Annotated in this window: 13 protein-coding genes; 12 read left to right on the forward strand and 1 reads right to left on the reverse strand. The window is 34.8% G+C overall.

The genetic code is table 11. The features are described 5' to 3' along the window. Positions 1–49: 49 nt before the first annotated feature. The 12 genes from ACXAFS_RS03920 to ACXAFS_RS03975 all read left to right on the forward strand — a co-directional run bounded on the left by ACXAFS_RS03920 (position 50) and on the right by ACXAFS_RS03975 (position 20,695). Entirely contained in the window at positions 50–1,096 is a 1,047-nt protein-coding gene (locus ACXAFS_RS03920) for a LacI family DNA-binding transcriptional regulator (RefSeq protein ID WP_475305436.1), read from the forward strand. Between the two features lie 132 nt (positions 1,097–1,228). Next, positions 1,229–2,599 (forward strand): MFS transporter, encoded by a 1,371-nt coding sequence (locus tag ACXAFS_RS03925; protein WP_475305438.1) that lies wholly within the window; start codon positions 1,229–1,231, stop codon positions 2,597–2,599. Positions 2,600–2,603: 4 nt separating this feature from the next. Beyond that, the gene (gene pgmB, locus ACXAFS_RS03930) at positions 2,604–3,260 is read left to right on the forward strand and encodes a beta-phosphoglucomutase (RefSeq protein WP_475305439.1); all 657 of its coding nucleotides are present in this window, start codon (positions 2,604–2,606) and stop codon (positions 3,258–3,260) included. Positions 3,261–3,297: 37 nt separating this feature from the next. After that, positions 3,298–5,604: a glycoside hydrolase family 65 protein gene (locus ACXAFS_RS03935; protein WP_475305440.1), complete on the forward strand. Its 2,307-nt coding sequence runs from the start codon at positions 3,298–3,300 to the stop codon at positions 5,602–5,604. A gap of 37 nt (positions 5,605–5,641) precedes the next feature. After that, on the forward strand, positions 5,642–7,603 hold the full coding sequence (locus ACXAFS_RS03940; protein ID WP_475305441.1) for a glycoside hydrolase family 13 protein: 1,962 nt from the start codon (positions 5,642–5,644) through the stop codon (positions 7,601–7,603). A gap of 2 nt (positions 7,604–7,605) precedes the next feature. Next, positions 7,606–8,592 carry an alpha/beta hydrolase gene (locus ACXAFS_RS03945; protein ID WP_475305442.1) on the forward strand — a complete coding sequence of 329 codons (987 nt, stop codon included), beginning with the start codon at positions 7,606–7,608 and terminating at the stop codon, positions 8,590–8,592. Positions 8,593–8,638: 46 nt separating this feature from the next. Beyond that, a complete protein-coding gene (locus tag ACXAFS_RS03950; protein ID WP_475305443.1) occupies positions 8,639–11,071 on the forward strand; it encodes a TIM-barrel domain-containing protein in 2,433 nt (810 codons plus the stop codon). Position 11,072: 1 nt separating this feature from the next. Continuing rightward, on the forward strand, positions 11,073–12,953 hold the full coding sequence (locus tag ACXAFS_RS03955) for an alpha-amylase family glycosyl hydrolase (RefSeq protein WP_475305445.1): 1,881 nt from the start codon (positions 11,073–11,075) through the stop codon (positions 12,951–12,953). A 2-nt stretch (positions 12,954–12,955) separates the two neighbouring features. Next, a complete protein-coding gene (locus tag ACXAFS_RS03960) occupies positions 12,956–14,368 on the forward strand; it encodes an alpha-amylase family glycosyl hydrolase (RefSeq protein WP_475305446.1) in 1,413 nt (470 codons plus the stop codon). Then, on the forward strand, positions 14,368–16,047 hold the full coding sequence (locus tag ACXAFS_RS03965) for an alpha-amylase family glycosyl hydrolase (protein ID WP_475305447.1): 1,680 nt from the start codon (positions 14,368–14,370) through the stop codon (positions 16,045–16,047). The genes ACXAFS_RS03960 and ACXAFS_RS03965 overlap by 1 nt, the downstream gene beginning before the upstream one ends. Positions 16,048–16,107: 60 nt before the next feature. Beyond that, positions 16,108–18,222, forward strand: coding sequence for a glycoside hydrolase family 97 protein (locus ACXAFS_RS03970; RefSeq protein ID WP_475305448.1), 2,115 nt, complete (start codon positions 16,108–16,110; stop codon positions 18,220–18,222). Between the two features lie 94 nt (positions 18,223–18,316). After that, a complete protein-coding gene (locus ACXAFS_RS03975) occupies positions 18,317–20,695 on the forward strand; it encodes a GAF domain-containing protein (RefSeq protein ID WP_475305911.1) in 2,379 nt (792 codons plus the stop codon). Here ACXAFS_RS03975 and ACXAFS_RS03980 read toward each other — a convergent pair. Beyond that, positions 20,685–21,956, reverse strand: a complete 1,272-nt coding sequence (locus ACXAFS_RS03980; protein ID WP_475305450.1) for a Pycsar system effector family protein — start codon at positions 21,954–21,956, stop codon at positions 20,685–20,687. The two genes, ACXAFS_RS03975 and ACXAFS_RS03980, sit on opposite strands and share 11 nt — an antisense overlap. Between the last annotated feature and the right edge of the window lie 60 nt (positions 21,957–22,016).

The raw sequence follows: 22,016 nt of genomic DNA on the forward strand, positions 1-22,016 counted from the left end.
AATTTGTTTAAATAAGGTTATCTTCGCTTACTGATTTATAGCCTAAAATATGAAACGAAAAATAACATTAAAGCAAATTGCTAGAGAGTTAGAGGTATCGGTTTCTACAGTTTCAAAAGCATTAAGAAATAGTGCAGAAATAAGTGAAGATACTAAACAGAAAGTACAGGCTTTTGCTAAGCTATATAATTACAGACCCAACAATATTGCCTTAAGTTTAAAGAATCGTAAAACTAACACGATAGGTATTATTATTCCTGAAATTGTACATCATTTCTTTTCTAAAGTAATCAGGGGAGTGGAACTGGTAGCTAACAAAAGAGGTTATAACGTAATAGTTGGTCTTTCTAATGAATCTTTTTCTAAAGAGGTAATTAACATGGAAATGCTTGCTAATGGTAGTATTGATGGGTTTATTCTCTCTATTTCAAAAGAAACCCAACAGTTGCAAGACTATCATCACTTTAACGAAACTATGAGTCAAGGAATGCCTATTGTAATGTTTGATCGTGTGGTGTCTGATATGAACTGTGATAAAGTTATTGTAGATGATTTAAATGGAGCTAAAAATGCTGTTGAAAAACTAATAAGCAATGGATGTAAATCTATTGCATTAATAACTACTAAGGATTATGTGAGTGTTGGTAAATTGAGAACTCAAGGATACTTGGAAGCTTTAGAGAACCATCAAATACAGCCTAAAGCAGATCTCATTTTAAAAATTGATGATACGTTAGATTACGAAACGCATTTAGATGCCTTAGAAAATGAAATAGAACAGTTATTTAGAGCTAATAATGATATTGATGGTGTATTTGCTGTAAATGAGTTGTATGCATTATCTGCAATGAAAGTGGCAAGAAAATTAGGTTTAAATATTCCAGAAGATGTTCAGGTTATAGGGTTTACGGATGGTGTGCTTTCAAAACATTCAACTCCAAGTTTAACTACGGTCAGCCAGCATGCGCAACAGATGGGTGAGAAGGCTGCTGATTTACTGATTAATAAATTAGAGAATTATGTAGAAACTGAGGAAGACCATTTTCAAACAGTCATTATTGCTACAGAATTAATTGAGCGTGAATCCACTAAATAATAATTTAACATTGGCGTTCTAAAATCTTTATATATCTTTACACCCGAAATCAAGACTTATATTTTCACTTCTTACATAAGTTTTGATGAGCACTGCTTATCAGAATAGTATTAATATTAAACATACTATTTAATGAAAAAGCGCATTCTCGGTTTTTGGGAAATCTGGAATATGAGTTTCGGATTCCTTGGAATTCAATTTGGTTTTGCTTTACAAGGTGGCTTTATGTCGCGTATCTTTCAAACGCTAGGCGCAGGTAAAGATGAAATTCCACTTTTGTGGATTGCAGCACCTTTAACAGGCTTACTTGTTCAGCCAATTATTGGTTATATGAGTGATAGAACTTGGCACTCTCGTTTTGGTCGTCGTAGACCTTACTTTCTTGTTGGGGCCATTTTAAGTTCTATAGCCTTATTCTTTGTGCCTTATTCGCCTGCTTTGTGGGTTGCTGCAGGTTTTTTGTGGATTCTTGATGCATCAATCAATGTGTCTATGGAGCCATTTAGAGCCTTAGTTGCAGACAAGTTGCACGAGTCGCAAAGAACCTATGGATTTGTTGTGCAAACCTTAATTATTGGTATTGGTACTTGGGTAGCGAGTAATTTACCTTGGCTGGTATCTAAGATGGGTGTAAGTGATTCAGCAGATTTGGGAGTTGTTCCAGATTCAGTTAAAGTAGCATTTGCTATTGGTGCTTTTGTTTTCTTACTAAGTATTCTTTACACGGTATTTACTACAACAGAATATCCACCAGAGGATATGGAGGCTTTTGAAAGAGAGAAAAAAGAGAAGAACAGTTTTGTTTCAGATATTATCAATAATGTAGGTAATATGCCAATTACGATGAAGAAATTAGGTGTTATCCAGTTTTTTAGCTGGTTTGCCTTTTTTACAATGTGGAGTTTGGCAAATCCTGCACTAACAGAACACGTATTTGAAACGCCTGCACCTGTAGAAGCGAATTTCGATATGAGTGTGCCTGCAGATAAGGAAGCTTACGATATAGCAAATACTGCATTTCAAAAATCATCTAATCTTGTGGGTTCAGCAATGGGAGTTTATGGATTGTCATCTATGGCTTTTGCGTTGTTGTTGGTGTTGTATACTTCTAAACGACGCATTAACAGAAAGTATGTACATATGTTCTCACTCTTTTTGGGAGGAGCAGGATTCCTTTTAATGAACTATGCTTCGCCAGAGGGTTTAAAATACTGCTTTTTGCTCATAGGTTTAGCTTGGGGAAGTATTCTTTCAATGCCTTATGCAATGCTATCGAGTTCAGTGGACCCAAAACGAATGGGTATGTTTATGGGAATATTTAATATGTTCATTGTAATCCCACAAATTATAGCTGCACTTGGCGGAATCAACTTTGTGTCAGGATTATTAGGTGAGCAAGCTATTAACGCAATGACTGTAGCTGGACTTAGTTTAGTTATTGCAGGACTTTGTAATCTTCTAATAACTAATAGAAGTGCTATTTCTTATCAATCAGAAAACTAAATAAATGAACACTAAAGGATTCATATTCGATTTAGATGGTGTTATAGTAGATACCGCAAAATACCACTTCTTGGCGTGGAAAAAACTAGCCAACGATTTAGGTATAGACTTTACCGAAGAAGAAAACGAACAACTAAAAGGGGTTAGCCGAGTAAAATCGCTTGAAAAGATTTTAGCTTGGGGAAATAAAACCCTTTCAGAAAAAGATTTTAACGCGCAAATGGCTAAGAAAAATGAAGATTACTTAAGTCATATTGCTAAAATGGACGAATCCGAAATTCTTCCAGATGTACCAAAAGTACTCAATTTTTTAAGTGAAAATAATCAACCTATATCTCTGGGTTCGGCAAGTAAAAACGCCAGAACCATTTTAGAGCGCGTTAATCTAAAAGAACAATTCAATGCTATTGTAGATGGTAATGATGTTACCAAAGCAAAGCCAGACCCAGAAGTGTTTTTAATAGCAGCAAAACTGTTAAATGTAGCGCCAGAAAACTGCATCGTTTTTGAAGATTCAGTTGCTGGTGTAGAGGCTGCAAATGTGGCTAATATGATATCTATTGGTATTGGTAGCAAGGATGTGTTGGGTCACGCCAAATATGTCTTCAACGATTTCACAGAAATTTCAGAAGAATTTATAGAGAAACTTATAAACGAATAAAAAATAAGCCTTTGTTCTTGGCTAAAAAAGGAAATAAATGAACTTAGATTATATCATACCTAACGCTTGGTCAATCATCGAAGAAGGATTTGACCCAAACAAAGTTAAAGCTTCAGAAAGTATCTTTAGCTTAGGAAATGGTGCAATGGGACAACGTGCCAATTTTGAAGAGAGGTATTCCGGACCTACGTTTCAAGGGAGTTACATTGCAGGTGTTTACTATCCAGATAAAACTAGAGTAGGTTGGTGGAAAAACGGTTATCCAGAGTATTTTGCTAAGGTGTTAAATGCACCAAGCTGGATTGGTATCAACGTTATGATCAATGACGAAACCTTAGACCTGCATACGTGTAAAAAGGTTGAAAACTTTAAGCGCGAGCTTAATATGAAAGAGGGTTGGCTATCTAGAAGTTTTACAGCAACACTTCAGAATGATGTAGAGGTTGAAGTTAATGTAAAACGTTTCCTAAGTCTTACTGAAGATGAAGTGGGAGCGATTAATTATGAAGTAAAACCACTAAATTCTAATGTTAAGGTAACGTTTCAACCGTATTTAGATAGTGGAATTACGAATGAGGACACCAACTGGGACGACCAGTTTTGGGATACGCAAGATGTGGTTCAAGATGGTGAAAAAGCATTCATCAAAGCCAAAACGATGAAGACCGAATTTCATACGTGTACATTTATGGAATCTCGAATTTTTCTTAATGGAACTTTAGTTGAAGCAAATGCAGAGGTTGATAAAACGTCAAACAAAATAGCATTTACGTATACTCAAGATGCGAAGCAAGGTGAAACTGTTTCTATTCATAAATTTGGTGGTTACACAGTAGATAGAAATCACGATAAAGATCAATTAATCAACGCAGCAAGTTCTGTTTTAGATACAGCCGTAAATGCTGGTTTTTCAAACTTGTTAGAATCTCAAAAAGAAGCTTGGGCTAAGATTTGGGATATGGCAGATATTACCATAGATGGCGACTTAAAAGCACAACAAGGAATTCGATTTAATATCTTTCATTTAAATCAAACCTATTTAGGTACTGACCCACAATTAAACATAGGCCCAAAAGGATTTACAGGCGAAAAATATGGTGGAAGTACCTATTGGGATACCGAAGCATATTGTATTCCATTTTATATGGCAACCAAAGACCAAAGCGTTGCCAGAATGTTGTTAACCTACAGATATAAGCATTTGGAAAAAGCCATTGAAAACGCCGAAAAATTAGGCTTCAAAAATGGTGCAGCTTTATACCCAATGGTAACAATGAATGGTGAAGAATGCCATAACGAGTGGGAAATTACCTTTGAAGAAATCCACAGAAATGGTGCGATAGCATTCGCTATTTACAACTATTTCCGTTATACAGGTGACTTTAGTTATGTACCAGAAATGGGACTAGAAGTATTAATCGGAATTGCAAGATTCTGGCACCAACGTGCAACCTTTTCAACATACAGAAACAAGTATGTTATTCTTGGTGTAACTGGTCCAAATGAATACGAAAATAATATTAACAATAACTGGTACACCAACTACATTGCGCAGTGGTGTATAAAATATGCTGCAGAATGCATAGATAAGGTTGAAGCTGATTATAATACAGATTACACACGTGTTATGAATAAAGCTAAACTTTCTAAAGCTGAAGTTAAAGAATGGTTAGAAGTGGCAAATAATATGTACTTCCCACATTCTGAAGAGCACAATGTATTCTTGCAACAAGACGGTTTCTTAGATAAGGAATTAATCACTGTGGCAGATTTAGACAAATCGCAACGACCAATCAACCAAAAGTGGTCTTGGGACAGAATTTTACGTTCGCCATACATTAAGCAAGCCGATACGTTGCAAGGATTCTATTTCTTTGAAGACCATTTTACAACTGAAGAATTAGAACGTCATTTCGATTTTTATGAACCATTTACGGTTCACGAAAGTTCGTTGTCACCTTGTGTTCACAGTATCCAGGCAGCGAAGTTAGACCGAATGGAGCAAGCGTACACGTTCTATTTAAGAACATCACGTTTAGACTTAGATGACTACAACCACGAAGTACACGAAGGGCTTCACATCACATCAATGGCTGGTACTTGGATGAGTATTGTAGAAGGTTTTGGTGGTATGCGTGTTAAGGATAATATGCTAACGTTTGAACCTCGTATTCCTGAGCAATGGGAGGGCTATTCATTCAAAGTAAATTTTAGAAATCAAATCTTAAAGGTTATCGTTAATCAAGGTAAAACACACTTTGAAGTTGATGGAGACCAAGATTTACAAATAGTAGTAAATGGTGAAAACGTAACCATTTCGCCAAACAACTTAGTTACAGTTTAAGCTGCTAAGTTTTACAAGAACATTAAACTTATTAATTATGAAGAAACTATCATTAGTTATAACTCTATTTTCAATCGTTTTAATGTGGTCTTGTAAAGAAAAGGCAGATTCTACTACGACTGAAACTGAAGATAAACCAGTAGTTGAAGCGAATGACATTGAGAGAGTTGAACCGCCTTTTTGGTGGACAGGTTTCAAAAACAAATCGCTTCAACTTTTGGTTAAACATCCTAATATTGGCAATGCTAAAGTAGAGATTTCTAAATCAGGAATCACACTTAAAGAAGTCCACAAAGGTGATAGTCCAAACTATCTGTTTTTAGATTTAGAAATTTCTGAAAGTACAAATCCAGGTAAATTCAATATTGTTTTTAAACAAGATGATGGTAACGAATTAACGCAAACCTACGAGTTAAAAGCCAGAGAACAATCAGCAGAAGATTATGTAGGTTTCGATAGTTCTGATGCTATTTACCTTATTACACCAGACCGTTTTGTTAATGGTATCACTGCTAATGACACACCTGCTGGTATCGAAGGGCAGCCACAATTGCAGGAGCAAACCATTAATAGAAGTGATGATTATGCAAGACACGGAGGCGATATAGCAGGGATTACGTCTCGCATAGACTACATCAGCGATTTAGGGTTTACAGCAGTTTGGCCACAACCTTTATTAACTAACGATATGAAACGTGGTTCGTATCACGGCTACGCTGTTACGGATTTGTATCAAATTGATCCTCGTTTTGGAACGTTAGAAGAATATAAGGAACTATCAGCTAAGCTTAGAGAAAAAGGAATGAAACTTGTAATGGACCAAGTTGCTAACCATTGTGGCTTATACCATTGGTGGATGAAAGATTTACCATTTAAGGATTGGATTAATCTTCAAGACAATTACGAGGAAAACATAGAAAATTGGGGCAATGATTTCACAATTAACTCTAATCATAGACGTACAACAAATCAAGATATTTATGCTTCAAAAGCCGACCATGACGGTATGTCTCAAGGTTGGTTTGTGGCTACAATGCCAGATTTAAATCAAAAAAATCCATTTATGGCCAAGTACATTATTCAAAACAGTATTTGGTGGATTGAAACTGCTCAACTTGGTGGTATTCGTCAAGACACTTATCCTTATCCAGACAAGGATTTTATGAGTGATTGGGCAGGAGCCATTATGACTGAGTATCCAAATTTTAGTATTGTCGGTGAGGAGTGGAGCTACAATCCGTTATTAATTGGGTATTGGCAAAAAGGGGCCAATAATAGAGATGGATATGATTCTAACCTAAGATCTTCCATGGATTTTGCAATGCAGCAAAATGTCGTAGATGGAATAAAGGAAGAAGAATCCTGGAACAAAGGATTGGTAAAAATCTACGAAGGTCTGGCTAATGATTTTCATTATGCGAGTCCAAAAGATATTATGGTGTTTCCAGACAACCACGATATGAGTCGCATTTTTACGCAACTAGATGGCGATATTACCAATACCAAAATGGCAATGGCAACATATGCCGTAATGCCAAGAATTATGCAGATGTATTACGGTACTGAAATCTTAATGGACGATTTTGAAAAACCTGGTGACCATGGTTTAATTAGAACTGATTTTCCTGGTGGTTGGGAAGGTGATACAGTGAATGCATTTACTGGTGAAGGCTTAACAGATGAACAGAAAAACATGCAGACGTTCATTAAAAAGCTATTTAATTACAGAAAAAATAGTAAAGCTATACACGACGGAAAAACTGTGCATTTTGCACCATTTGTGGGTACTTACTTTTTATACCGAACATTAGGAGATGAAACCGTTGTTTTAATTCTAAACAAGAACGAAGAACTCATTACGATAGATCTTAATTATCAAGAGGAAATGGGATTAAAAGGTAAAACGCTTAAAAATGTAATTACTGGCAAAACGGTAAAATGGGGCGAAGTCATTGAGTTAAAAGAGAAGGGTGTTACACTTTTAACAACAAAATTATAGTTATGAAAAGCTTTAATTCTCTATCAATATTAGTTCTGTTGTTAATCTTTTCATGTAAAGAGAACACTAAAAATCAAGACACACTAACACCAGTCCAAGAAACAGAAGAGCAATCTATAGTTGAATTCAAAACTGTTGAAGATGCCAAACTAGCTTCAGGACAATTGTTGCGAGTAGAAGATTTTCCGTCAGAATACATTAAGTCAAGACCAGTTGATGTTTGGCTACCAGAAGACTATTCCGAAGACAAAAAGTACAATGTATTATATATGCACGATGGTCAAATGTTGTTTGATAGTACCACAACTTGGAACAAGCAAGAATGGAAAGTAGATGAGTGGGCTTCAAAATTAATCTCAGAAGGAAAAACTAAAGACTTTATTGTTGTAGCAATTTATAACATTGCAAACATTCGATGGTTTGACCTTTTTCCTGAAAACGCTCACGAGTTTTTATCTCAAAAAGACAAGGATAACTTGAAAGCTAAAAATGGAGATGCTAAAATTAATTTTAGCGGGAATGATTATTTAAAGTTTTTGGTTGAAGAATTAAAACCAACCATTGATAGCATGTATTCAGTTCATAAAGATAAAGAACACACGTTTGTAATGGGCTCTAGTATGGGAGGTTTAATGTCTATGTATGCCATTAGTGAATATCCACAAGTATTTGGTGGTGCAGCCTGTATATCCACGCATTGGGTTGGTGCAATGCCAATGGATAATAACCCTTATCCAAATGCGATTTTTAAGTATATGCAAACCAAGTTGCCGCAAGCAGGACAACACAAATTGTACTTTGATTACGGCAACAAAACTTTAGACGAACATTATCCACAATACGCACCAAGAGTTGACGCTATTTTAAAACAAAAAGGATATACAGAAGACGATGCCAAGAACTTGTTTTTTGAAGGTACGGACCATTCTGAAAATTCTTGGAATGCAAGGTTAGACCAACCTTTATTGTTTTTGTTGGGTAATAATTAATCGGTTTTGTCATTCCGCACTTGATGCGGAATCTATTTTAAATTATATGAAACACATCATCCTATACATCTCAATTTTCTTCATAACGGTTTCAGTAGTTGCACAAAACTCAAACCGAAAATACCAATCGCATAATGAAGAAAAAGGAATTTTTTCGGTAGTCACTAACGATGGCACCTATAAGTTTCAGTTTTATACGTCAGAAATTATTGAAACAAGTTTTATTCCAGCAAACGAAAAATATAACAGAGATTCTCACGCTGTAATACTTCAACCTGAAGTAGTTAAAACAAATTACAGTTACGTTGGTAATGACATCAAATTTGGAACAGAGGACTTTTCAGTAAAAGTAACTACAGACCCTTTCCAAATTTCATATTACTACAAAGACAAACTCATCACTTCCGAAAAACGTGGCTACTACAAAAGTAAGCACGAACCAATGGATATGGTAAAAGGCAATATCGTTGCCGATTCCACAGAAAAAATCGAATTCAACCTATCAAAAGAAGAAGTACTGTATGGTGGTGGTGCAAGAGCTTTGGGAATGAATCGTAGAGGACATCGTTTGCCATTGTTCAATAGAGCGCATTATGGTTACGAAACACATAGTGAATTGATGAACTATACAATGCCAATCGTATTGTCTTCCAATCAATATATGATTCACTTTGACAATGCGCCAATTGGGTATTTGGATTTAGATAGCAAAGGCGATAACACCTTAACTTACGAAACCGTTTCTGGTCGTAAAACTTATCAAATCATCGTAGGAGAATCGTGGTACGATATGCTGAATAATTACACCAATCTCACAGGAAAGCAACCTATGCTACCTCGTTGGGCTTTGGGTAATTTTTCAAGCCGATTTGGATACCATTCGCAAGAAGAAGTTGAACAAACCATAGCTAAATTCAAAGAAGAAAAAATCCCTGTAGATGCTATTATTTTAGACTTGTATTGGTTCGGAAAAGAGCTTAAAGGCACTATGGGAAATTTGGAAGTCTTCCGAGACTCGTTCCCAGATTTTGAAGGTATGGTAAAACGCCTCAATGACATTGGTGTTAAAACGATTCCTATTACAGAGCCATTTGTATTAACCACATCAAAAAAATGGGATGAGGCAGTGGCTAAAAATATATTAGCTAAAGATTCTTTAGGAAATGATGCTAGATATGATTTTTACTTCGGGAACACTGGCATAATTGATATTTACAAACCAGAAGGTGAACAATGGTTTTGGAATATTTACAATGATTTAGCCAACAAAGGTGTGGCTGGTGTTTGGGGAGATTTAGGAGAGCCAGAAGTGCATCCAGATTGGGTACAACATCATACAGGTAATGCTTCCGAAGTGCATAACATTTACGGCCACGATTGGGCACGATTAATTCATGAAGGCTATCAACGCGATTTCCCAGAAACAAGACCATTTATTTTAATGCGAGCAGGTTATTCTGGTAGTCAACGTTATGGAATGGTGCCTTGGTCTGGCGATGTTAACCGAACTTGGGGAGGATTGCAAAGTCAACCAGAAATTGCGCTTCAAATGGGAATGCAAGGCTTGGCATATATGCATAGTGATTTAGGTGGTTTTGCAGGTGCTAATTTAGATGACGAATTGTATGTGCGCTGGTTGCAGTATGGAGCTTTCAACCCAATTTTTAGACCTCACGCGCAAGAAGATGTGCCAAGCGAGCCAATTTATAGAAGTGAAAAAGCCAAGCGATTAGCGAGTTTTGCTATCGCAATGCGTTACAGACTATTACCATATAACTATAATTTGGTGTACAAAAACCATAAATATGGCAAGCCTTTAATGCGTCCGCTTTTATTTGAAGAACCAAACAATCCTGAATTATTCAATTATACAAAAGCCTATTTGTGGGGAAATGATATTTTGGTCTCGCCAATTTTAGAAGCAGGTAAAAAAGAACAGGAGGTATACTTCCCAAAAGGCTCAAAATGGTTCGATATTGAAACGGATAATATTACCGAAGGCGGAACAACAAAAACCGTACAATTGAGAGAAGATTTCATTCCGGTTTACGTAAGAGCAGGTGCTTTTATTCCATTAACAGATATGGTTCAAACTACAGAAGATTATGATGATAGCACATTTCAATTACAGTATTATCACGATGATTCTGTGAAAGAGTCTGAGCGAGAGCTTTACTTTGATGATGGAAAAACAGCCAATCCAATAGCAAATAACAACTATCAGGTTTTAGAATTTGAAGCTGAAGTTGAAGGCAATTGGTTAAAAATTGAGTTTGAAGCTAAAACAGGAAAAAATTATTTAGCCACAACAAGAGAGATTGCTTTAACTATTCATAACATTCAGAACAAGCCGAAGAAAATCAAAATAGGTAAAGAAAAGGTTAATGGAACTTATAATTCAAAATATAAAACCCTAACGCTCAATGTGACTTGGGATACTTCGACAGAAAAAGAAATTAAAATAAAACTAAGCAAATAAAATGCGTTCAAAATATATAATTGCTCTAATTTTACTTGTAACGCTTTTTTTTAGTTGTAAAAATGAGCCAAAACAAACTATAAAAACCGAAGAAACTAAATCAGTAATGAAAAAGAAGGAAGTCGTATATCAGGTTTTTACACGTTTATTCGGAAATACCAATACAAACAATAAACCTTGGGGAACTTTAGAAGAAAATGGAGTTGGTAAATTCAACGATTTCACGGATAAAGCACTTGCTGAAATTAAGGATTTAGGAGTGACACATATTTGGTACACAGGTGTGCCACATCACGATGTTATTACGGATTATACTCAATTTGGGATTTCTAACGACGATCCAGATATTGTAAAAGGTCGTGCAGGTTCGCCATATGCGGTTAAGGATTATTACAATGTGAATCCAGATTTAGCCGAAAATGTTGAGAATAGATTGCAAGAGTTTGAAGCCTTAATTGAGCGTTCGCACAACGCAGGTTTAAAAGTTTTAATAGACATTGTGCCAAATCACGTGGCGAGAAACTATCAAAGCTTAACAAATCCTGAAGGTGTAACAGATTTTGGAGCGGAAGATGACAAAGCCGTGACTTACACAGTCAATAATAACTTTTATTACAATCCAGGTGAACCATTTAAAGTACCAAATTGGGAAAACGGTTACCAACCTTTGGGAGGCGAAAATCACCCAAAATCTGATAGTAAGTTTGAGGAAATTCCTGCAAAATGGACAGGTAATGGTTCAAGAGCGTCGCAGCCAAATATGAACGATTGGTACGAAACTGTAAAAGTTAACTACGGAATAAATCCAGAAGGTAAAAAGGATTTTGATGAATTGCCTGAAGGTTTCGATAACGAAGATTATAAAGCACATTATAACTTTTGGAAAGACAAAACCGTACCAAGTTCTTGGGTAAAGTTTAAAGATATCGCCTTGTATTGGACAGACAAAGGTGTTGATGGTTTCCGATTTGATATGGCAGAAATGGTGCCTGTGGAATTTTGGAGTTATATGAATTCGCACATCAAGATGCAGAATCCTGATGCGTTTCTATTAGCTGAGGTTTACCAACCACATTTGTACAGAGATTACATCAAAAAAGGAAAAATGGATTACCTGTACGACAAGGTGCAATTGTATGACACCTTAAAACACGTTATGCAAGGTCACGGCAGTACATACAACATTCCGCCAATTCAAGAGGATTTAAAAGATATTGAGCACCATATGCTTCATTTTTTAGAAAATCACGATGAACAGCGTATTGCGAGTCCAGATTTTGCAGGTAACGCTGAAAAAGGAAAGCCAGCAATGGTGGTGTCTGCAGCCATAAGCACATCGCCTACAATGGTATATTTTGGTCAGGAGTTTGGAGAAAAAGCCGAAGAAGATTTAGGTTTTGGCGACCCAACACGAACCTCGATTTTCGATTATGGAAGTGTGCCAAGCGTTGTACGTTGGGTAAACAACAAACAGTTTGATGGTGGTCAATCTACCGAAGATGAAAAATCATTGAGAGACTTTTACAAGCGCTTATTAAACTTCACGATTAGCAGTGATGCTTTAATGGGAGACTATCAAGATTTGCAACATTACAATCAGCAACATACTGAGTGGTATAATGATAAAGTCTTAAGTTTTTCACGTTGGAGCGAAGACGAAAAACTAATTGTAATTTCAAACTTTAATGCAGAAAACACCTATGGTTTTGAATTGCAATTACCAGAAGATTTGATTTCAAAATTGAAGTTGAAAGATGGTAACTATCAAGTTGAAGACCAGTTGTATAAGAGTTATACTTCAAACCTAAAAGTTGAAAACGGCAAAGCCCAAGTGAGAATAGATATAAAACCTTTAGAATCATTCATACTTAAATTAAAGTAATCATGAAAAAACTAATATTTACATTTTTTGCAATTGCTCTGTTTGCAAGTTGCAAGGAAGAAAAAAAAGAAACGAAAATTGAAGACGAGCCAAAAACGAGTGTTGAAATTGAACCGATTTCAAATGAGATTTTAGAAACGGCTGTAATATATGAAGCTAATATTCGTCAATATTCACCAGAAGGTACTTTTGATGAATTCACCAAGGATATTCCAATATTGAAAGAGTTGGGTGTAAAAGTAATTTGGTTAATGCCAGTATTCCCAATTTCGGAAACCAAAAGAAAGGCTGAAGGAGGGAAGTTTGCTTCAGAATTTCCAGAAGAAGAACAAGCTAAATACCTTGGAAGTTATTATGCTGTAACGGATTTTACCAAAATAAATCCTGAATTTGGTAACAAAGAAGATTTCAGGGAATTGGTTAAATCCGCTCACGATAATGGCATTTATGTCATTTTAGACTGGGTTCCAAATCACACAGGTTGGGATCATGAGTGGTTAAAAAACCATCCAGAGTATTACACGCAAAATGAAAAAGGTGAAGTCATTCATCCAGAAGGAACGGATTGGACAGATGTTGCAGATTTAAACTATGACAATCAAGAAATGCGTAAAGAAATGATTGAGGATATGATGTACTGGGTAAAAGAAGAAGGTGTCGATGGTTTTAGATGTGATGTAGCAGGTTCTGTTCCGTTAGATTTTTGGGAAACAGCCATTTCTAAATTAAGAAGTGAGAAAGATGTGTTTATGTTAGCAGAAGCTTGGGAACCAGAATTATTGGATGGCGATTTATTTGATATGGCTTACGCTTGGGATGGTCATCATACAATGAATGGTATGGCAAAAGGCGAAAAGTCAGTTGCAGATTTTGATGCTTACATAGCTAAAATCAACAAAGACTATGATGAAGACGATATATTAATGAACTTTATTACAAACCACGATGAAAACTCGTGGAATGGAACAATAAAAGAACGAATGGGTGACAAAAAAGAACTCTTTACAGCCTTAACTTATGCTAAACCAGGTATGCCATTGATTTACAGTGGTCAAGAGTACGACATGGATCATCGCTTAAAGTTTTTCGAAAAAGATTCAATTCCTAAAAGAAAAGGCGCATATTTTGATTATTTAAAGAAGTTAGGTGAATTAAAAAATACCAATCCAGCATTAAATGGTGGGAAAAACGCGGCATCTTATAAACGATTGGATACTCAAAAAGATGTTTTAATGTTTGAGCGTTCTAAAGATGGACAGACCCTATTGTTTGTTGCTAATTTTTCTGATGAAAGTAATGTGATTTCAGTTAGTAGAGGAAAGTATTTAGACTTTTTTATTAATGAGGAAATATTACTTACAGGTCAATTGTTTTCACTTGAGCCTTGGGAATACAAAATTTTAATTAAGAAGTAATGTATAAAAATTTAGTAATATTAGTTTTAATCTTTTCAATATTTGGCTGTAAAAACAATCAAAATTCAGATATAGTGGAGGCTAATACTCAAGAAAAAACTATCAAGCAAACACCTTTTGATTGGGAAGGAGCTAATCTTTATTTTCTGTTGACAGATCGTTTTAATAATGGAGACACATCTAATGATGTCAACTTCGACAGAACTAAAGAAACCGGAAAACTTCGAGGTTTTGAAGGTGGTGATATCAAAGGCATCACCCAAAAAATCAACGAAGGCTATTTCACCGATTTAGGTATCAATGCCATTTGGATGACACCAATTGTAGAGCAAATCCACGGAGGTACAGACGAAGGCACTGGAGTTACTTATGGTTTTCACGGTTATTGGACTAAGGACTGGACAAACATAGACCCAAATTATGGCACAAAAGAAGATTTACACGAGTTAGTAAAAGCTGCTCACAATAAAGGTATTCGCGTTGTTTTAGATGCAGTGATTAACCACACAGGTCCTGTTACTGAAAAAGATCCTGTTTGGCCAGAGGATTGGGTAAGAACAAGTCCGCAATGTAAGTATGATAATTACGAAAACACAGTGACTTGTACATTGGTAAAAAATTTACCAGACATTAAAACTGATAGCAACGAAAATGTAGAATTACCTCCTCAGTTAGCAGAAAAGTGGAAAGCAGAAGGACGTTACGAACAAGAAGTAAAAGAATTAGATGAATTTTTTGAACGTACTGGCCATCCAAGAGCGCCACGTTTTTATATCATGAAATGGCTGACAGATTACATTACTGAGTTTGGTATAGATGGCTACAGAGCAGACACTGTAAAGCATACCGAAGCGTATGTTTGGGAGGAATTTAAAAAAGAATGTGATTATGCTTTTGCACAATACAAAAAAAATAACCCAGAAAAAGTTCTAGACGATAATGATTTTTATTTAGTAGGCGAGGTGTACAATTATGGTATTAGCGGTGGAAAAATGTTTGATTATGGTGATAAAAAAGTGAACTATTATGATGACATGTTTACTGAGCAAATCAATTTTGAATTCAAATGGAATGCAAAAGAAAGCGACTACGAAACCCTGTTTAAAAGATATTCTGATATATTGAATAATGAATTAAATGGCTTCGGTATTTTAAACTATTTAAGTTCTCATGATGACGGTAGTCCTTTTGATCCTTCGAGAATAAAACCGTTTGAAACAGCAAACAAGCTTCTTTTGTCGCCAGGAACATCGCAAGTGTATTATGGTGATGAATCTGCTAGATCTTTAGTTGTAGAAGACACAGAAGGTGATGCAACATTACGTTCATTTATGAATTGGGAAGCTGTAAATTCAGATGAAAAAATAAAAGCAGTTTTAGAGCACTGGCAAAAATTAGGTAAATTTAGAGAGCATCATCCTGCAATCGGAGCAGGTATACACCAAATGATAACTCAAGAACCTTATTTGTTTTATAGAAACTATCAACAAGGAGACTTTAAAGATTTAGTAGTGGTAGGTTTAGATCTGCCAAAAGGTAAAAAAATGATTGACGTTTCCGAAATTTTTGAAGAAGGTGATAAACTTCATGATGCATATTCAGGTATAGAGGCAATAGTAAAAAACGGAAAAATAACTGTAGATTCTGAATTCGATATTGTACTTATTGAAAGGCATTAAAACAAAAACACATAAAGTCTAATTTTGAAACTTTACAGTGTAAAATCAAAACATTCCATCATGAAACAAAGACTTTTATTAATAGCAATAGCAATTCTAATCGTTGCTTGTAGTTCGTCACTCAAGAAAGCAAGTATCAGTTCTCCAAATGAAGCTATAACGGTTAATTTTAACCTAACTGAAAAGGGTGAACCAACATATCAAGTACTATTTAAAAATAAAGTTGTAGTAGATACCTCTTTTTTAGGATTTGAGTTTTTAGATGCAGAACCACTGAAAGACAATTTTGAGATTAAAGCTTTTGGAACAGTTTCAAAAAATGACCCTTGGGAAATGCCTTGGGGAGAACAACTGAAAGTAGAAAATGAGTATAATGAACTGATTGTTTTTTTAGTTGAAAAGGATACTGAAAGGTCTGTTAATGTTGTGTTTAGAGTGCATGATGATGGTATTGGTTTTAGATACGAATTTCAACAACAAGATGGTTGGACAGAAGCTTTAATAAAAGAAGAAAAAACACAATTCAATCTTACTCAAGATTACAAAACATTTTGGATACCAGGAGATTGGGATATTTATGAACACTTGTATAACACAACAAAGCTCTCTGAAATAGACGCCTTGCAATTTGCAAATCATAAGGATTTAGCTCAAACAAGTATTCCAAATAATGCGGTAAATACACCTGTAACTTTGGTTGGTGATGATGGACTGCATCTAAGTTTTCATGAAGCAGGTTTAGTAGATTATTCAGGAATGACACTTGGCGTAGATACCGATAATTTAAGTTTTGAAAGCATCTTGGTTGGTTCTGATAATAAAGAATATAAAGTTAAACGTCAAATACCCTTTAAGACACCTTGGAGAACTATTCAGATAACAGATAATGCTCCAGATTTAATTGCCTCTAACTTAATTGTAAATCTTAATGAACCAACTAAAATACATGATATGTCTTGGTTTACACCAATGAAGTACACAGGAGTTTGGTGGGAAATGCATTTAGGGAAATCGTCTTGGGATTACGGAATGACTCAAAATATGAGCACATGGACAGACACAGGAGGAGCACACGGAAAACATGGAGCAACGACTGAAAATGTAAAGCGCTTTATAGATTTTTCAGCAAGAAATAATATAGGAGGTGTCCTAGTTGAAGGTTGGAATACTGGTTGGGAACATTGGATTGGTTTTGAAGATCGAGAAGGTGTATTCGATTTTGTTACTCCTTATCCAGATTACGATTTGGATGAGGTTACAAGATATGCTAAAGAAAAAGGTGTAGAAATCATAATGCACCATGAAACTTCTGCAGCCACTGAAACATATACCAAGCAACAGGACACAGCTTATGCTTTAATGCAGAAGTATGGTATGCATTCGGTAAAATCTGGTTATGTTGGTAAGATACTTCCCAAAGGAGAATTTCACCACGGACAGTATATGGTAAATCACTATAACAATGCAGCGATAAAAGCAGCTAAATATCAAGTCGCAGTCAATGCACACGAGCCAATAAAAGCAACAGGTCTACGAAGAACCTATCCTAATATCATTTCTCGAGAAGGTTTGAGAGGTCAAGAATTTAATGCATGGTCAAGTGATGGTGGTAATCCGCCAGAGCATTTGCCAATAGTTGCTTTTACAAGAATGTTGGCAGGTCCAATAGATTACACACCTGGCATTTTCAATATTAAATTTGACGAATACAAACCAAACAATCAAGTAAACACAACTATTGCTCAGCAATTGGCATTGTATGTTGTGATTTATAGCCCAATACAAATGGCAGCAGATTTGGTAGAGCATTACGAAGCTAACCCAGAGCCACTTCAATTTATAAAAGATGTTGGAGTAGATTGGCAACAAACCAAAGTCTTAAATGGCGAAGTTGGTGATTTTGTAACCATAGCTAGGCAAGAGCGTGAAACAGGTAATTGGTTTGTTGGTGGTATTACAGATGAAAATTCAAGAACACTAGATTTAACTTTCGACTTTTTAGATGAGAACCAAAAGTATGAGGCTATTATTTACAAAGATGGTGAAGACGCTCACTGGGATAATAATCCTTATGATATTACTATTGAAAAGATAGGTGTTTCTAAGAATTCTAAGCTAAGTGTGAAATTAGCTGAAGGTGGTGGTTTTGCGATAAGTATAAAAAAGCTTAATTAGTCTACTTATATGTAACAAACTGTATGTAAGGTAGTCTAAACAGAAACGACTACCTTAAATATTTGTAACTTTGCGTATAGAAAAAAATTACGGTTTGGACATTAACGACAACATTGATTCGCCTTTTATCATTAAGGTAAGCTTTAATAAGTTGCTTAATCAGTATCAGAAATTAGTTGAAACTGATAATGACTTTATTGTTGCTAATGCACGTCGTGTTCTAGAAATTGCTGATAATAATCCTGTGTTGAGAGAAGGGTTTAGCGATTTAAACTTGCTTAAGACTTATGAGAAGGAGATTGAGGGTATTCTTCAAGATGCGTTTAGTCCAGTTTTAACTCATAATGAAATAAAGACAGCATCTGTCCCTTTTCAGGATATAATTTTCAATTCTTCAGAACGTTTTCAGTCTATTTTAAAAACTGCAGGAGAAGGGTTTGAACTACAAATAAAAAATATGCCTGATGACCAAAGGTATATTATTGCTTGTACCATAATCCTTAACTTTTGTTACGGATATAACTTAAATTTTAAGCGTCCTTTCTTTTACGAAATTCCTGACGCTAATGGTATAACAAGATTTTATAAAATCTTATATAATGCAGATTTTGTAGAAATTATACCAAAAGATAATGCTCCAAAAATCACTTACGAAGATTACGAAGAATTACTAGATAATTTTGAAAATTTAGAACTTTGGAAAGAGAAGTTTCCTCCTAACAGTTATGAGTTTAAAGGTTTCGTTATTTCAAATATTTTTGATGTAACTGATGACCAGTCTATTTCTAACATAAAATCCTCTTTAATAGCAGAAGATAAGCGTAAAGACGAAAGCTTTATGCAAGGGTTTTATGAAATTTTCAGATCCTTATTTGGTTTTAAAAATATTGAAGTAGGTTTTTCTATTTACAATGAAGAAGAGGGTGCTTTTGAGCGTGTTTATGGTGCAGGTATGAATAGCTTCTTGTTGAATAAAGAAGAACGAGTGCCTTGTGAAGATGCACTTTGTAAATGGTCATATAACAGATTGTTAAAGGAGAATACATACTTTTCAATTTCTGATGTAGAAAAAATATATAAGCGCTCTAAAGGAAAAGCACCTCATGTTAAAGTACTACACGAGCAAGGTTATAAAAGTGCCATTTTTGCTCCAATTGCAAATGATGAGGGTTTAATGGGAATTTTAGAAATTGTGTCTAAAGAACCTAAGGTGCTAAATAGTATTAATGCGAATAAGCTTATTGATGTAATGCCTTATATCGTTTCTGCTGTTGAACGCTCTAAAAATGAAGAAGAGAATTTAATAGAGGCAATTATTCAAAAAGAATGTACATCTATTCATCCAAGTGTGCATTGGAAGTTTGTCCAAGAGGCCAGAAATTACATAAAGATTGAATATAATACAGGTGAATCACCAACATTCAAAAAGATTACTTTTGATAATGTTTATCCACTCTTTGGGCAAATAGATGTCAAAGGTTCATCTAATGCTAGAAATGAAGCGACACAAAAGGACTTATCGCTTCAATTAAATTTAGCAGAGAAAATATTGAATAAAACACTTCAAAAGAAAAGTTTGCTAATATTAGAGCAAATTAAGTTTCAGGTTAACGAATATTGTAATGATTTAAAAACAAATTTTAAAGTAGATAGCGAGCATGCAATTACTGTGTTTTTAAGAGATGAGGTTAAACCTGTTTTTGAGTTGATTGCACAAACCGAACCAGAACTTAAAGAAGATATAGAAGATTATTTCAGTAAAATAGATGAAGACTTAAATGTTATCTATTTTTACCGAAAGCATTATGACGATACTGTAAAGTTAATAAACACCAACATGTCTTCTTTACTTGATGAAAAACAAGCCGAAGCTCAAAAAATGTATCCTCATTTCTTTGAACGTTTTAAAACCGATGGTGTTGAGCATAACATGTATATAGGTGAGTCTATTACAAAGCAAGATAGCTTTAATATGATTTATCTCTATAACTTAAGATTATGGCAATTACAGGTTATGTGCGAAATGGAAAATTCTTATTATCAAAACCAGCATGAATATCCTATAAGCTTAGATGTCGCATCAATGGTATTGGTCTTTAATCAGCCGCTTTCTATTCGTTTTAGAATGGACGAAAAGCGTTTTGATGTAGATGGTACTTACAATGCGCGTTACGAGGTTGTAAAGAAGCGAGTAGATAAGGCGTTCATTAAAGGAACCGAAGAGCGTATTACCGAAAAAGGGAAATTAACTATTGTATATTCTCAAAAAGAAGATGAAGAAGAATACAAAAGATATGTTAGTTTTCTTCAATCGAAAAATATCCTAGATAAAGACTTAGAAATTTTAGAGCTAGAAGATTTACAAGGTGTAACAGGTTTAAAAGCATTAAGGGTAAGTATTTTATATCATAATGAAAATGATGATAAAAATTTCTACACCTACAATGATTTAATGGATGCCATTAAATCATAAAGTTGATACTACTGTCTTTTTTTGAATTTATAAAACCAGTCTCGGTATTAGTTTCTGGTAAAACATCCTCAATATTTACGTTAGGATTATCTTTTACCGCAATGGCAAAGGATATTAAAGAGATTATGATTCCTATCATAAATACAGTATAGGTAATGCGTAATAGTCTATATTTCCGTTCTAAAACTTTACCTAAAAAATAAAGATCTTTTGTAAGCGCCTTATAGATGTAGTCTTTGTCTTTTACCATTTCTCCAATAGCCCATTCAAACTCTTTTAGTTCCATTTTATGGAAATTGCCAAAAAAACTGAGATTTACCTCTTGGTTTTCTACATCCTCTTTGGTAAACTCACCACTTGTCACATTTGGTCGTGTAGCAATGATTGATAATACCATTGAGATAACACAAAATGATAAAAATATAACTGTCGGCCACGTTAAGTATGGATTGGTATCTAACTTAGAAATAAGATTAGCAAGTACAACCGAAATAATAATCGCATTAACCGATAGTAGTATATTGGCCTTTGTATCTGCAATATCACTAAGTTTAATATGATTTCTTAGAGCTGTTCTGTAAAAGGTTTGTACACCACGTTCTGGGCTTTCGTTTTTATATTGTGCTTTGTATTTAGCCTTAAGTTTTTCAACATCAAGTTTCTTTTTACGCTTTTTCTTTTTGCCCATTAATTTGGCTAGGTTCTTTTCTTTTCGAGGTTGCCAGTTTTTTAGCGCATATTCTGTGTAAAAATTATGTTCTGTTAGAACCTTAATATTTTCTGCACGCCATTCAGCTGGTGAGTAATTTTTAATACCACGTAACTCAAGTTCTTTTCTAAGAAATTCACTAGCCTCATCAAAATACTTTTTACCAAAGTGAGAAGCATCAGCATCTCTTATAATTTCTTCAAGTTTATTGGTTGGCTCTTCATCAAATTTAGTAGCCATTATGCAATCCGAAACAGCTTTTATGATGTTGTCATCAACATCTTTTTCTTTTAAGAAAGCTTCTGCAAGCTTTACACTTTCTTCCTCGTGGTTTTCAGAACTCACAGTGTAACCAATGTCATGTAGTAAAGCTGTAAGTTCTAATATTTCAGCTTCTTTTTTGGTGATTTCAGAATTGTCTATGAGCTCTTTTGTACTTTTTAATACACGTTGCGTATGTGTGTAATTATGGTATATAAACGTGTTTGGAAGCTTATCGGTTAATAGGTTAAAAACATATTCTTGTGTGTCTTCAATAAGAGACTTTGCCATAAGTAACGTACATTATTAATTAGGTCTAAATTACGAAAATTACAAGACTTAACATTTAAT

It is taken from the genome of Winogradskyella sp. ABM4_392 (assembly GCF_056160445.1).

Bases quoted from the DNA above. Each gene is read 5' to 3' on its own strand.
- ACXAFS_RS03920 (WP_475305436.1), top strand. From the start codon at position 50: ATGAAACGAAAAATAACATTAAAGCAAATTGCTAGAGAGTTAGAGGTA.
- ACXAFS_RS03925 (WP_475305438.1), top strand. From the start codon at position 1,229: ATGAAAAAGCGCATTCTCGGTTTTTGGGAAATCTGGAATATGAGTTTC.
- pgmB (WP_475305439.1), top strand. From the start codon at position 2,604: ATGAACACTAAAGGATTCATATTCGATTTAGATGGTGTTATAGTAGAT.
- ACXAFS_RS03935 (WP_475305440.1), top strand. From the start codon at position 3,298: ATGAACTTAGATTATATCATACCTAACGCTTGGTCAATCATCGAAGAA.
- ACXAFS_RS03940 (WP_475305441.1), top strand. From the start codon at position 5,642: ATGAAGAAACTATCATTAGTTATAACTCTATTTTCAATCGTTTTAATG.
- ACXAFS_RS03945 (WP_475305442.1), top strand. From the start codon at position 7,606: ATGAAAAGCTTTAATTCTCTATCAATATTAGTTCTGTTGTTAATCTTT.
- ACXAFS_RS03950 (WP_475305443.1), top strand. From the start codon at position 8,639: ATGAAACACATCATCCTATACATCTCAATTTTCTTCATAACGGTTTCA.
- ACXAFS_RS03955 (WP_475305445.1), top strand. From the start codon at position 11,073: ATGCGTTCAAAATATATAATTGCTCTAATTTTACTTGTAACGCTTTTT.
- ACXAFS_RS03960 (WP_475305446.1), top strand. From the start codon at position 12,956: ATGAAAAAACTAATATTTACATTTTTTGCAATTGCTCTGTTTGCAAGT.
- ACXAFS_RS03965 (WP_475305447.1), top strand. From the start codon at position 14,368: ATGTATAAAAATTTAGTAATATTAGTTTTAATCTTTTCAATATTTGGC.
- ACXAFS_RS03970 (WP_475305448.1), top strand. From the start codon at position 16,108: ATGAAACAAAGACTTTTATTAATAGCAATAGCAATTCTAATCGTTGCT.
- ACXAFS_RS03980 (WP_475305450.1), bottom strand. From the start codon at position 21,956: ATGGCAAAGTCTCTTATTGAAGACACACAAGAATATGTTTTTAACCTA.